Origin of the sequence: Bradyrhizobium sp. LMTR 3 (assembly GCF_001693485.1) — a bacterium.
In the GTDB taxonomy this organism is placed as follows: domain Bacteria; phylum Pseudomonadota; class Alphaproteobacteria; order Rhizobiales; family Xanthobacteraceae; genus Bradyrhizobium.
In genome coordinates this window covers 113,733-127,328 of sequence record NZ_MAXC01000049.1, presented here as the reverse complement: position 1 = coordinate 127,328, position 13,596 = coordinate 113,733, and the positions used below count along the sequence as shown (strand labels likewise).

13 protein-coding genes are annotated in these 13,596 nt (G+C 64.2%); 7 read left to right on the top strand and 6 right to left on the bottom strand.

Annotated features, from left to right (window positions below; genetic code table 11):
- Positions 1-17 precede the first annotated feature (17 nt).
- From LMTR3_RS28890 to LMTR3_RS28880, 3 genes are read right to left on the bottom strand one after another with little or no spacing between them, the layout of a single operon-like run.
- Positions 18-1,040 (bottom strand): DUF6352 family protein, encoded by a 1,023-nt coding sequence (locus tag LMTR3_RS28890; RefSeq protein ID WP_065748361.1) that lies wholly within the window; start codon positions 1,038-1,040, stop codon positions 18-20.
- Entirely contained in the window at positions 1,037-1,612 is a 576-nt protein-coding gene (locus LMTR3_RS28885; RefSeq protein ID WP_065748360.1) for a DUF6505 family protein, read from the bottom strand. Before LMTR3_RS28885 ends, LMTR3_RS28890 begins: the two co-directional genes overlap by 4 nt.
- Positions 1,613-1,619: 7 nt before the next feature.
- Positions 1,620-2,354 carry a biotin/lipoate--protein ligase family protein gene (locus LMTR3_RS28880; RefSeq protein ID WP_065748359.1) on the bottom strand — a complete coding sequence of 245 codons (735 nt, stop codon included), beginning with the start codon at positions 2,352-2,354 and terminating at the stop codon, positions 1,620-1,622.
- A gap of 189 nt (positions 2,355-2,543) precedes the next feature.
- Between LMTR3_RS28880 and LMTR3_RS28875 the strand changes: the two genes are divergently transcribed.
- Entirely contained in the window at positions 2,544-4,583 is a 2,040-nt protein-coding gene (locus tag LMTR3_RS28875; protein WP_065748358.1) for a 4Fe-4S binding protein, read from the top strand.
- A 7-nt stretch (positions 4,584-4,590) separates the two neighbouring features.
- On the top strand, positions 4,591-5,442 hold the full coding sequence (locus LMTR3_RS28870) for an Mrp/NBP35 family ATP-binding protein (protein WP_084029904.1): 852 nt from the start codon (positions 4,591-4,593) through the stop codon (positions 5,440-5,442).
- Between the two features lie 16 nt (positions 5,443-5,458).
- On the opposite strand, the gene LMTR3_RS28865 is transcribed toward LMTR3_RS28870, so the two are convergent.
- The 3 genes from LMTR3_RS28865 to LMTR3_RS28855 all read right to left on the bottom strand — a co-directional run bounded on the left by LMTR3_RS28865 (position 5,459) and on the right by LMTR3_RS28855 (position 7,571).
- Entirely contained in the window at positions 5,459-5,692 is a 234-nt protein-coding gene (locus tag LMTR3_RS28865; RefSeq protein WP_065748356.1) for a hypothetical protein, read from the bottom strand.
- Between the two features lie 119 nt (positions 5,693-5,811).
- The gene (locus tag LMTR3_RS28860; RefSeq protein WP_065748355.1) at positions 5,812-6,837 is read right to left on the bottom strand and encodes a histone deacetylase family protein; all 1,026 of its coding nucleotides are present in this window, start codon (positions 6,835-6,837) and stop codon (positions 5,812-5,814) included.
- Complete coding sequence (locus LMTR3_RS28855; protein WP_283809331.1) at positions 6,834-7,571, bottom strand: GntR family transcriptional regulator; 738 nt, start codon at positions 7,569-7,571, stop codon at positions 6,834-6,836. Before LMTR3_RS28855 ends, LMTR3_RS28860 begins: the two co-directional genes overlap by 4 nt.
- Positions 7,572-7,698: 127 nt before the next feature.
- Between LMTR3_RS28855 and LMTR3_RS28850 the strand changes: the two genes are divergently transcribed.
- From LMTR3_RS28850 to LMTR3_RS28830, 5 genes are all read left to right on the top strand, one after another.
- The gene (locus tag LMTR3_RS28850) at positions 7,699-8,487 is read left to right on the top strand and encodes a class II aldolase/adducin family protein (protein ID WP_065748614.1); all 789 of its coding nucleotides are present in this window, start codon (positions 7,699-7,701) and stop codon (positions 8,485-8,487) included.
- 59 nt (positions 8,488-8,546) lie between these two features.
- Entirely contained in the window at positions 8,547-10,100 is a 1,554-nt protein-coding gene (locus LMTR3_RS28845) for an ABC transporter substrate-binding protein (protein ID WP_065748353.1), read from the top strand.
- Between the two features lie 74 nt (positions 10,101-10,174).
- The gene (locus LMTR3_RS28840; RefSeq protein WP_065748352.1) at positions 10,175-11,146 is read left to right on the top strand and encodes an ABC transporter permease; all 972 of its coding nucleotides are present in this window, start codon (positions 10,175-10,177) and stop codon (positions 11,144-11,146) included.
- Positions 11,143-11,982, top strand: coding sequence for an ABC transporter permease (locus LMTR3_RS28835; RefSeq protein ID WP_065748351.1), 840 nt, complete (start codon positions 11,143-11,145; stop codon positions 11,980-11,982). The genes LMTR3_RS28840 and LMTR3_RS28835 overlap by 4 nt, the downstream gene beginning before the upstream one ends.
- 2 nt (positions 11,983-11,984) lie before the next feature.
- Positions 11,985-13,592, top strand: a complete 1,608-nt coding sequence (locus LMTR3_RS28830; protein ID WP_065748350.1) for an ABC transporter ATP-binding protein — start codon at positions 11,985-11,987, stop codon at positions 13,590-13,592.
- Positions 13,593-13,596: the final 4 nt, after the last annotated feature.

Below are 13,596 nucleotides of genomic sequence, written 5' to 3'. Positions count from 1 at the left end.
ATCCTCCATTCCGTGGATCACGTGACATTCGCGGCCGCAGCCAGCGGCAGCCCCGCGACCAGATTTTGCGGCTTTAGTCTCACCACCTTGTCCGCGCCCATGGCGAGGATGAGGTAGACCGGCTTGCCGCCGACCCGCTCGTCCACCAACCGCGCATCTTCGAACGTCAGGCGCATCAGCGCTACGATGCGTTCGGCAATGCCGCCCTCCAGCCGCTCGCCGCGCCACAGCGCATTGCCGATCCGCGTCGCCTCGCTGTCGAGGCCTATGAACCAGCGCCAGTCGCGATCCTCGATCGCGGCAATGGTTTCGACGCTGACGGTGATGCCGAGCAGATGAGCGATCCAGCGCTCGATAACCCGGCAGAGCCCGGCCCGCGCTTTCTTGTTGCCGCCGATGTTCATCGCCATCGCATGCGCATCCGACCGCGACCAGTAGGTCCAGGCGTTTTCGTCGTCCATGACGTCCATCTCGCCGAACGACTTCGGCTGCTGCAGCATGGCCGTGAGCGGCGATGAATGCAGGTCGTGCTGGGCATGCTGCTCCGCTTCGATGACTTCCGCATCGGCCAGCAGCAACGTGCCTTCGTGAACGGCGGCCAGTTGGCTGCGATAGAACAGCTCCGCGGCACGCAACATATAAGGGTCGTCGCAGCCTTCGAGCGCATTGCGCAGGATCAGGTGGCACAATTGCGACAGAAAGATCGGCGGCAGATCGCCGGCACCCTTGCGGGCGAGCGCGACATAGACCGCCTCGAGCGACGGCGCCGCCATCAGCCGGTCGCGGAAATTCACCATGAAGGACCAGTTTTCGCGCGCATCGGCATCGGCCAACGCGGCGATATCAGCGTTCGAGACCGGGCGCAGCGGATCGGCCATCAGGCGCGCATGCAAATGGCGCTCGGCGTCGCAGGCATCGCCCGGCGGCATCAATTCGGGCCGCGCCAGATAGGCCATGATGAGTTCAGGCGTCGCGACCAGCCCGCCGTGATCGGCGCGGCGCGTGAGGTGATGGCCCGAGGCGACCCAGAATTCTCTCATGTACGATCCGTCGTCCTGGCGTTGGTCCTGATCAGCCCGAGAAGATCGACCTCTTCGGCAGGTTCAACATCGCCTTCGACTTCATGGAAGGTAAAGGCGCTGGCATGGGCGTGCAACCGGTCGGCGTCCGCGGCAGCCGGGCGGGCTTTAAGGGTACGAAAGCGTTCGCGGATCTCGCCGTTTTCGACGCTGCGCTGAACGGCAAGCAACGTCTGCGGCGGATGTTCGCACAAGGAAGCTGCGAACGCGATCTCTTCCTCGGCGGCAAGACGCGCGGCATCCGCATCAGGCGCCCCGAATTTCTCCAGCAACTGGCTTGCAAGCCGCTCGATCATCGCCTCCCGTTCCGCTTCGCTCGCTTCGGTCACGACGGCAAGCGTCGACCATCCGAGACTATCGATCCCGAGAAAGCCGGAACGCAGCGCCACGCGCTGCTTCTGGCCGAGCGTCGCCGGATCCCGGTTCCAAAAAACGAACGCGCCGGAAACCGCCCATTCGCCGGGTTCCGCCGCCCGTTCGAAGACGAAGGTATCGGACGGGTCCAGCCTGATGGTTCGCGGAAATTTCAACATGTCCGCCTCATCCGAATTTCGGACCGCGCGCCTGCGGATCATACCAACTGGCTCTTGCCAGCGCATCCACAAGACCGTTCCGCTCAGGCGTTCCGCCGCCGGCCGGCATGCCGACCAGAAGATCGCCGTTGACGTCGATGCCCCGGCGCTCGCCGGCCTTGCTCTTGGGAAGCCGCTCCAGATAGTCCCGCGCGATCGCCTCGAAGCCGCGGTCCTTCCAGCGGTCGAACGCAGTCATCAGGTGCCGGGCGAAGCTTTCGATGATCGCATCGGTATCGACCATCTCGAAACCTTCGCTCAGCAGGGACACGCCCGAGGCCGCCTGCACCTCCGGAACATGCGCCATGGCGGCCGCGCGCAGGATCACGCCGAAAACGAGCCATGACGGTATGTCGTCTTCGGTGCATTCAGCAGGCCAGCCGAGCCGTCCGCCGCCAAGCAATCCGGCGTCAAACCGGATCGCGTCGGGCCAGTCGAAACTGACCTCTCGTTCCGGCGGACAATGAGCCGCAATCGCGTCCGCCAGCGCATTCATGCCGGCGAAGAACGCCCGCCGCGCCGACCTGAGCGGCTCGTCGGGTTCAAGCACCACCGCGAACTCGACCAGATCGTAGCGGCGCACCCACACCAGCGTTCCGGCCCCCGCCTCCGCCGCGATCTCGCGAGCATGGGCAAAGGCGTCGCCGAGCTCGCGCAACGCGACCAAAGTATAACCGGGTGGCAAATCGAGCGTCTGTTCCATATCTCTTGGACGAACGATCACGAGCGGCTAATCCCTAATTGCTCCACGGGCCGCTTGTGTATGCTATTCCGTGCAGGTTGGCCACGCGAGCGGCCTTTGTATCTTGCAGATATCCGTCCGAGCGGTTACCGCAGAACCGTAGGATGAAGCAACAACCCGCTTGATGCTCCGGGTTCAAGGTATTTCAAAATGAGTGCGGCGACATCTCGCCTCCTGATTTGCAGTTGCGAGAAGACCATGCCGCTCGATGCGGAAGCGATCGGTCGCGGCTGCACGGGCAAGGTCACGCAGGCAAACCAGCTTTGCGGGCTCGACCTCGACCGCTTCAAGGAGGCGCTCGCCGAGGGCGCGCCGATTACGGTTGCCTGCACCCAGGAAGCGCCGCTGTTTCGGGAGGTCGCGGAGAATGCCCCGCAAGCCCAGCTCAACTTCGTAAACATCCGCGAGACCGGCGGCTGGTCGAACGATGCCGCGGCAGCCGGTCCGAAGGCAGCCGCGCTGATTGCCGCCGCGGGCGAAGAAATGCCGCCGCTCTCGCTGGTGACGCTCGAGAGTAGCGGCGTCGCACTGATCTATGGCCGCGACGAAATCGCCATCGAGGCGGCGCAGCGTCTCGCGGATCGTTTGGACATTACCGTGCTTCTGACCAAGCCCGGCGATGTGATCCCACGCCGCACGAATGAATTTCCGGTGCTCAAAGGCACGATCCGCAACGCCCGCGGCCATCTCGGGCAGTTCGAGCTTGCGATCGATGACTACGCGCTGCCATCCCCCTCCTCGCGCGCCAAGCTCGTGTTCGGGCCGTCGCGCAATGGCGCGGCTTCGACCTGCGATCTGATCCTCGATCTCTCCGGCGGCACACCGCTGTTCCCCGCGCATGAACTGCGTCCCGGCTATCTGCGCGCCGATCCGCGCGACAAGGCCGCCGTCGAGCGCGCGATTGCGGATGCCGGCGGCCTGGTCGGCACCTTCGACAAGCCGCGCTTTGTCAATTTCGAACCGTCGCTCTGCGCGCATTCGCGCTCGTCCATCACCGGATGCACGCGTTGTCTTGATTTGTGTCCGACCGGTGCAATCACGCCGAACGGGAACGCGGTTGCGATCGACGCCAATGTCTGCGCCGGCTGCGGCTCCTGCGCGTCGGTATGTCCGACCGGCGCGGCGTCCTATGCATTGCCGAGCGCGGACGCGCTGATGCGGCGGCTGCGCACGCTGCTGCAGACTTACCGCAAGGCCGGCGGCAGCGACGCCGTGGTCTTGTTGCATGACGGCGAGCATGGCGAGGACGTCATCGATGCGCTGGCGCGGTTCGGCGAGGGCCTGCCGGCCAACGTGCTGCCGCTGCGGGTCAACGAAGTAACGCAGGTCGGACCGGAGATCATCGCTTCCGTGTTCGCCTATGGCGGCAGCGGCGTCGCTCTGCTAACGAGCGCCAAGCCACGCCACGATATCGCGGCGCTTCGCCGCGCGGTCGAGACGTCGGATCGGATCGTTAGCGCGCTCGGCTTCGGCGCCGGAATCATTCAGATCATCGAGACTGACGACCCGGACCAACTGCGCGCCATGCTGGACGCCGCTCCACGCGGCGTCGCAACGCAAAAGCCGGCCAGCTTTGTGCCGCGCGGCGCGAAGCGCGGCGTGCTCGAAACGACGTTTCGCGAGCTTCATCTCGCCGCGCCTACCCCTGTTGATGTCGTGCCGCTGGCGCCGGCCGCGCCCTTCGGCACCGTGAACCTGAACGTCGAGGGCTGCACCCTCTGTCACGCGTGCGTGACCGCCTGTCCGACGGGCGCGCTATCAGACAATCCCGATCGCGCGATGCTGCGCTTCACCGAAAGCCTCTGCGTGCAGTGCGGGCTCTGCCAATCCACCTGCCCCGAGAAGGTCATCACGATCGAACCCCGTCTCGACTTCCAGGCCTGGAACACGCCGCAGCGCGTGCTGAAGGAGGAAGAGCCATTCAACTGCATCGCCTGCGGCAAACCCTTCGGCACCAAGAGCTCGATCGATCGCGTGCTGGCCAAGCTCGGCGGTGAGAGGCACTGGATGTTCCAGGGCGCCAACGCCAGGCGCCTCGACGTCATCAAGATGTGTGCGGATTGCCGCGTCGAAGCCGTGGTGAACGAGAGTTTCGACCCGCATGCGGTGCCGCAGCGCCCGCCGGTCATGTCGACGGAAGATTATCTGCGCGCGCGCGAAGTGAAGAAGGACGATCCGCTTGGATCGTGAGCAGCAAGTGTCCGCCACCCCTCCGGATCTCAAGGCCCGTGCGACGTCGAAGGCATCAGGCATTCCCGGCGTCAAGCACGTCATCGCCGTCGCCTCCGGCAAGGGCGGCGTCGGCAAATCCACCACCTCGTGCAACCTGGCGCTCGGCTTCGCCGCGCTCGGACTGAAGACCGGCATTCTCGACGCCGACATCTACGGTCCGTCGCAACAAAAACTGTTCGGACTGCGCGGCAAGCCACGCCAGCTCGGCCCGCGCATGCTGGAGCCGTTGGAGCGCTTCGGCGTCAAGGTGATGTCGATCGGCTTTCTGGTCGAGGAAGACAGTGCCATGATCTGGCGCGGGCCGATGGTGATCTCGGCGATCACGCAGATGCTGCGCGAAGTCGCATGGGACGATCTCGACATCCTCGTCGTCGACCTGCCGCCCGGGACCGGCGACGCGCAGCTCACCATGGCGCAACAGGCGCCACTGGCCGGCGCGATCATCGTCTCGACGCCGCAGGACATCGCCTTGATCGACGCGCGGCGCGGCATCGCCATGTTTCAGAAGGTTAGCATTCCGATCCTGGGCCTGATCGAGAACATGTCGAGTTTCTGCTGCCCGACCTGCAACCACGTCACGCCGATCTTCGGCCACGGCGGCGCGCGGACGGAAGCCGAACGCCGCGGCATTCCCTATCTCGGCGAGATCCCGCTCGACATGCAGATCCGCCAGACCTCCGACGACGGCCGACCCATCGTCGCCGTCGAGCCCGACGGCGTTCACGCCAAGCATTATGTGAGTATTGCGCGTGAAGTCTGGACCGCGATCGTAACCGGTGCGGCGCACCGGCCACCGCCGCGAATCGTCATCGAGTAGTCGCAGCCCGGCAGCCTCACGGGCTCATAAAGATCGCATCGATCCGCTCTACGCCGCCGACAAGGCCGAGCGCATGCAATTCGTCGCGATACAGATCGACGATGAGAATCGACAGGATCACGAAAAGAACGGTGGCGGCGAACACCAGAAGCCGCGAGACAGATGTATCAGGCGCCTTGCATTGCGCGGCCGTCCGATCCCGAGATCTGCTCCAGAGCGGCGCCATGAGAGCCAGCAAGGCATAGAGCATTGCGATCCCTCCTCTCTGCGTCGCGCTTCCGAAGCGTAAACCGGCCGCAGGCCAATGTCGATAATTGTCTCCGTCACCTCTCAGGGTGACGGATCACATCGCGCGAATTTCATCACGCCCTAACGCGCCTCTTCGAAGCCGCCGAGCACAGCCGTGAGATTGGCGCCGAGAATATCCGAGAGATAGCCGCCCTCCTGGACGAAAACCGTCGGCAGGCCCAATCGGGCGATCGCGGCGCCGATGCGGCGGAAGCCGGCCGTGGTCACCGCAAGGCCGGCGAGCGGATCGTGCTCCGAGGCATCGAGGCCGAGCGCCACCACCAGCGCGCCGGGCGCAAACGCGCGGATGGTTTTTTCGGCGTCGCCGAGCGCCTTGACGTAATCCTCATCCCCGGTGCCCTTCGGCAACGGGATGTTCAAATTGGCGCCGAGGCCCGGGCCGGCACCGCGCTCATGCGCATATCCCCACACGAAAGGATAGAAGAAGACGGGATCGGCATGGATCGATACCGTGAGCACGTCGGAGCGCTCGTAGAAGATGCCCTGCGTGCCGTTGCCGTGATGCACGTCGACATCGAGGATTGCGACGCGCTCATGCTGCAGCCGAAGCTGCGCCGCTGCCACCGCGCTGTTGTTGAAGAAACAGAAGCCGCCCGACATGTCGGCATAGGCGTGATGGCCCGGCGGCCGGCACAGCGCATAGACGGCGTCTTCGCCGTCCATGACGAGTTGCGCCGCAGTCGTGGCGACATCGGTGGCGGCACAGGCGGCGGCGTACGTACCCTTGCCGATCGGAGCTGCCGTATCCGCCGCGTGCCAGCCGAGGCGGCCTACGATATGGGTTGGGTATGTGGCGCCGTAGCGAACCGGATGGATGTTGGCGATCATCTCCGAGCCGGAATCACCGAGCGCGACCCAGGCATCCCAGGCTTCTTCCATAAAGCGCAGATATTCCGCGCTGTGAACGCGCGCCCGCGGGCCTTGGCCGAACACCGTCGGCTCGACGAGGCTGTGCTTGCCGGCCTTAAGTCCCGCCAGCAACCGGTCGGCACGCTCGGGCTGCTCGGTGGTGCGCTTGATGACGCCGCGGACCAGGAAGAATTGCGGATCGTGGCTTCGATGCAGTTCGGTGTAGACGGCCTTCACACGGTAACTCCGTTGGTTGGAAACAGGATGCTGCTCGGCTCGGCAGCAGTGCCGAGCGGCGGCGTGAGCTCTCGCACCAGCCTGCCTACTTCGCGCCAGGCGTGGCCGATATGGTAGTCGACATGCGCGGTGATGCGCTCGGGATGACCGGCTTCGATCGCCGCCAGCAGCGGCTCATGGGTCCTCGCGATCTCATGCGGGTCGTCATAGAGGCGGCCGATCAGGCCGATGACCATGCGCAGCTCTGCTGCGAGATCGTCGAACAATCGCAAAAGGCGGCGGTTATCCGCGATTTCAAAAATCAGCCGGTGAAAGCGATAATCCTCTTCCACCTGCCGGGCCGGGTCGTCGAGATCGGCGGTCCGGTGCAGAACGTCGATTTGCCGGCGCAGCAGATCTCGCGACTCCGGAGAGAGACGCTTCGCCGCCAGCACGCTGGCATGCCGTTCGATGCACAAGCGCAGATCGTAGATCTCGTCGATATTTCTGATTTCGAGTTTGCGGACGGAGAAACCGCGTCGCGGACTCGCGACCAGCAGCCCCTGTTTCTCCAGAAGGCGCGCCGCCTCGCGCACCGGCGCGCGGCTGACGCCTAATTCCCGGGCAACCCCCGCCTCCACAACTTTGGAACCAGGAGGCAGCCGCCCCTGAACGATGGCCTGCATCAGGATTCGAGCGATCTGGCCAACCAGATCGCTGTCCGCAAGTGCCGGTAATCCAACCGGAAGAGACATAGGCCGCATCGGCTAAACCCGCGCCAGTCCGTGGTTATTTTTTAATCGTCGATTGTCGACACTTTAATCTTGTCCTGATGCTGCGCCGCACGCAAGCTGAAAAAGTTGGAAATGGATGAAGGCGGAAATGACAAGCGCAGCCCACCACACCGCGAAGGCCTGGCCGGCGGTGGACGACCAGACCCTGCAAATCCGGATCGACCTCGCGGCGGCCTACCGGCTGATTCACCGGCTCGGTCTCGACGACAGCATCTACACCCACATCTCCGTCCGCCTTCCCGGCCGGCAGGATCGCTTTCTCATCAACCCCTACGGCCTGCGCTTCGAGGAAGTGACGGCGTCCAACCTGGTGACGGTCGATCTCGACGGAAACGTCATCGACGATCCCACGGGGCTCGGCATCAACCCGGCGGGCTTTACGATTCACAGTGCCATCCACGCCGCGCGGCATGATGCCATCTGCGTCCTGCATACGCACACGGTCGCGGGCATCGCCGTTGCCTGCCAGAAGCAGGGGCTGCTGCCGCTCAATCAATGGTCGCTGCAGTTTACTGATTGCCTCGCCTATCACGACTATGAAGGCATCGCGCTCGATCTCGATGAGCGATCGCGCCTGGTCGCCGATCTCGGCGACAAGTTCGTGATGGTGTTGCGCAACCACGGCATGCTGACCTGCGGGCGCTCCGTCGCCGAAGCCTTCAAGCTGATGCACAATCTGGAGCGCTCCTGCCGCGCCCAACTCGCGGTGCAGTCGTCGGGGGCTGAAATCATCGAGCTATCCGCAGCCGTCGCCCGCAAGACGGCCGGCCAATACGCAAGCTTCTACGACGCGATCGAAACGAATGGCGTGCCCGACAGCGAATGGGCCGCCTTCAAGCGGATGCTCGAGCGGACCGATCCCGACTTTGCCAACTGACAAACCCGCCCTCGCCGAAGTGAGAGCGCCAAAAACCCTTTCTTTAAACGAGGTATGCGATGCCCAAGCGTAAGATTTTGATGAGCTTTGCTGCGATGTGCATGCTGAGCACCGCGGCGGTGGCCGAGGGGCCGAAAGCAGGCGGCGTCGTCAATGCCGTGATCCAGCCCGAGCCGCCGAGCCTGATGATGGGTCTGGTGCAGAACGGCCCGACGCAGATGGTGGCCGGCAATATCTATGAAGGCCTGCTACGCTACAGCCCCAAGCTTGATCCCCTGCCCGGCCTCGCCGAAAGCTGGTCGGTCAGCGAGGACGGCAAGGTCTACACCTTCAAGCTCGTGAAGGGCGTGACCTGGCATGACGGCAAGCCGTTCACCTCGGCTGACGTGCTGTTCTCGATCGAATTCCTGAAGCAGACCCATGCGCGTGCGCGCGGCAATCTTGCGCAACTCGAAAAGGTGGAGGCGCCGGACGAATCCACCGTCGTCTTCACCCTGAAGCAGCCGTTCGGCCCGTTCATCGGCATCTTCGAAGTCGGCTCGCTACCGATGATTCCGAAGCATATTTATGAAGGCACTGACTTCAAGACCAATCCCGCCAACAACACGCCTGTCGGCACCGGCCCCTTCATGTTTAGGGAATGGCAGAAGGGCTCGTTCATCCGCCTCGTCAAGAATCCGAGCTACCACATCAAAGGCAAGCCCAACATCGACGAGATCTACTGGCACGTGATTCCGGACGCCGCCGCGCGTTCGGTCGCTTACGAGACCGGCAAGGTCGACGTGCTGCCCGGCGGCTCAGTCGAAAACTTCGACGTACCGCGCTTGAGCAAACTGAAAAACACCTGCGTCACCGGCGCCGGCTGGGAATTCTTCAGCCCGCATTCCTGGCTCTGGCTCAACAACCGCTCCGGTCCCACGGCGAACAAGAAATTCCGCCAGGCGCTGATGTTTGCGATCGATCGCAACATGGCCAAGGACGTGGTCTGGAACGGCCTCGGCAAGATCGCGACCGGTCCGTCGGGCTCGGCGATCAAGTACTACACCAGCGCGGTGCCGAAATACGATTACGATCCGGCCAAGGCGAAGGCCCTGCTCAAGGAAGCCGGCTACAAGGGCGAGAAGGTTCGCATGCTGCCGCTGCCCTATGGCGAGACGTGGCAGCGCTGGGCCGAGATGGTCCGCCAAAACCTGCAGGACGTCGGGATCAACGTCGAGATGATCGCGACCGACGTCCCCGGCTGGAATCAGAAAGTCAGCGAGTGGGACTACGACATCGCGTTCACTTATCTCTACCAGTACGGTGATCCCGCGCTCGGCGTCGGCCGCAACTATGTCTCGAGCCAGATCGCCAAGGGCTCGCCGTTCAACAACGTCGAAGGCTATTCGAACCCCGAGATCGACAAGCTGTTCGCCGACGGCGCGGTCGCCTTCCCCGATAAGGCGCGTGAAGAGATCTACGCCAAGGCGCAGAAGATCCTCGTCGAGGACGTGCCTGTAGCGTGGATGCTCGAACTCCAATTCCCGACCATCACCCGCTGCAGCGTCAAGAATCTGATCACGACCGGCATCGGCGTCAACGACGGCTTCCGCGACGCCTGGATCGAGAAGTAATCGCCGTCTCATCGGGCGTCAGGCCGCAAGTCTGACGCCCGGCTACCCCGCGTCTCCAACGCCAGCGACAGCCCATGATCTCCTTCATCGCCCAGCGGATCGCGAAAGCCATCGTCGTTCTTCTCGCGCTTGTCGTCATGAACTTCTTCCTGATCCGGATGGCGCCGGGCGACCCGGCGGTGGTGATGGCGGGCGAAGCCGGCGCGGGCGACCAGATCTTCATCACCCAACTGCGCGAGAAGTTCGGTCTCGACCAGCCGCTGCCGGTGCAACTGTTCCTCTATGTCAAAGGCATCCTCAGCCTCGATCTCGGATTTTCGTTTCGGCAGCAGATGCCGGTCTCCAAGCTGATCCTCGATCGCCTGCCGGCGACGCTGTTGCTGACGGGCACCGCGTTTGCGATCTCGCTCGCGTTCGGCATCCTGTTCGGCGCATTGGCCGCGCGCTTTGCCGGCACCTGGGCCGACACCGCGATTACGATCGCGGCGCTGATCTTCTACGCCACGCCGCTGTTCTGGGTCGCGTTGATGGCGATCCTGTTGTTTTCGGTCACGATGGATTGGCTGCCGAGTTTTGGTTACGAGACGGTCGGCGCAGGCTACACCGGCCTTGCGCATGTCCTCGACGTCGCCGCCCATCTGATCCTGCCGGCGACGACGATCGGGCTGTTCTTCATGGCGACCTATGCCCGCATGACGCGCGCCTCGATGCTGGAGGTTAGCCGGCTCGACTTCGTCAAGACCGCGCGCGCCAAGGGCCTGTCTGACACCTTGATCCAGCGCCGTCACGTGCTGCGCAACGCGCTGTTGCCGGTGGTCACGCTCGCCGGCCTGCAGGCCGGCACGCTGGTCGGCGGCGCCGTGCTGACCGAAACCGTGTTCGCCTGGCCCGGCATCGGCCGCCTGATGTACGAGGCGCTGCTGCAGCGCGACTATAATCTGTTGCTCGGTGTCTTCGTCGTCTGCTCGGCCATGGTGCTGGCCTTCAACCTGATCACGGACCTCGTCTATCGCTCCGTCGATCCCCGCATCGAGTTCGCCGCATGAAACAGGTTTCGCGAGCGCTGTTGCGCAATCCCGGCGGCATGATCGGCATCACGATCCTCATCGTTGCGGTCGCTGTTGCCCTGATTGGCCCGCTGCTGTTTCCGACCTCGCCGTGGCGCATGGTGCAGCGGCCGTTCCTGCCGCCGTTCACGCTGGCCGGCTTTCCGCTCGGCACTGATGCGCTCGGCCGCGACGTGATGGCCGGCATCATCTACGGCGCGCGCGTCTCGCTGCTGGTCGGCCTGATCTCGACGCTGGCCTCGCTCGCGGTCGGCATTCCGCTCGGCGCGGTGGCCGGATATTTCGGTGGCAAGGTCGACGACGCGCTGATGCGCTTCACCGAATTCTTCCAGACCGTTCCGAGCTTTACGCTGGCGATCGTGCTCGTCGCGATCATGCAACCGTCCATTGTCTCGATCGTGGCCGCCATCGCCATCGTGAGCTGGCCGCCGGTGGCACGACTGGTGCGCGGCGAGGTGCTGTCGCTGCGCACGCGCGAATACGTCCAGGCGGCGGTCGTGACCGGCCAGACCAACTGGTGGATCATCTGGCGCGAGATCCTGCCCAACGCGCTGTCGCCCGTCATCGTGCTGGCCTCGCTGATGGTTGCAACCGCGATCCTGCTGGAGTCCTCGCTCTCCTTCCTCGGCCTCGGCGACCCCAACCTGATGTCGTGGGGCTACATGGTCGGCGCCGGCCGCACCGTGATCCGTCAGGCCTGGTGGATCACCGTGTTTCCCGGCATCGCCATTCTCGTTTCGGTGCTGGCGCTGAACCTGATCGGCGAAGGCCTCAACGACGCGCTCAACCCTCGCCTCGCCAAGGGAGGACGCTGAGCATGACCGTCGCGATCAAGAACCTGAAGCTGGCGCTGCCGCCCGGCGGCGACCGCGCTTACGCCGTGGATGGCGTGTCGTTCGAACTATCAGCCGGAAAAATCCTCTGCGTGGTCGGCGAATCCGGCTCCGGCAAATCGATGTGCGCCCATGCCTTGATGGGGCTGCTGCCGGATACGGTGACGGCAGAATCCGGAGAGATTCTGTTCGAAGGAAAGAACCTCTTGTCGCTCAGCGCGGCGGAATGGCTGGCGTTCCGCGGGCATGGCATCGCGATGGTGTTCCAGGAGCCGATGACGGCGCTCAATCCATTGATGCGCATCGGCGAGCAGATCGCCGAGATGTTCGAGGCGCATGGCCTATTGACGCCGAAGGAGCGGCAGCAGAAAGCCCTCGCCTTGATCCGCGAAGTCGGCCTGCCTGATCCCGAGCGCGCGGTGCGTGCCTATCCCCATCAACTGTCCGGTGGCCAGCGCCAGCGCGCCATGATCGCGATGGCGCTGGCGCTCGAACCCGCTGTGCTGGTGGCGGATGAGCCGACCACCGCGCTCGATGTCACGACGCAGGCGCAGATACTCAAATTGATCCGCGATCTGCAGCGCCGCCGCAACATGGCCGTCATGTTCATTACCCATGATTTCGGCGTCGTCGCCGAGATTGCCGATCGCGTCGTCGTGCTGCAGCACGGCAAGGTCGTCGAACAGGGCACCGCTGACGACGTGCTGCTCCGCGCGCAACATCCCTATACCCGTGCGCTGCTCGCCGCCGTTCCCACCCTGCAGCCGCCACAGCGGACGCCTCTGCTCGATCGCAGCAAGGCGGTGGAAGTGATCGGCCTCGGCAAGACCTATGTCAGCGGCGGCGGCTGGTTCCGCAGCGAGCGCCGCGTGCAGGCCGCCAAGGACGTCAGCTTTGATATCTACCGCGGCGAGACGCTTGGGCTGGTCGGCGAATCCGGTTCGGGAAAATCGTCCGTCGCCCGACTCGTCATGCGCCTGATCGAGCCGGACGCCGGCACCGTCCGCATCGGCGATGTCGATCTCACCCGGATCGGCGGCAAGGCACTGCGTGAGCAGCGCCGCCGCATCCAGATGGTGTTTCAGGATCCGTTCGCCTCGCTCAATCCGCGCCGGAAAGTCGGCAACATCATCAGCGACGGGCCGATTGCGCATGGCGTCGATCCCGCGACAGCGCGAAAGCGCGCCGGCGAGCTGCTCGGCCTCGTCGGGCTCAATGCCGGCGCGATGGAGCGCTTTCCGCATGAATTCTCCGGCGGGCAGCGCCAGCGCATCGGCATTGCGCGGGCACTGGCGCTCGACCCGGAAATCCTGGTCGCCGACGAAGCGGTGTCGGCGCTCGACGTCTCCGTGCAGGCGCAGGTTCTGGACCTGCTGGAAGATCTGAAGGCCCGCCTTGGCCTCTCGATGCTGTTCATTACTCACGATCTGCGCGTGGCCGCGCAGATTTGCGACCGCATCGCCGTGATGCAGCACGGCGCGATCGTCGAGCTCAAATCCGCATCGCTCCTGTTCGCGTCCCCCGAGCATGCCTACACGCGCGAGCTGCTTTCCGCGGTACCCGGGCAAACGTCGTCGTCCAAGGCTGCATAACAAG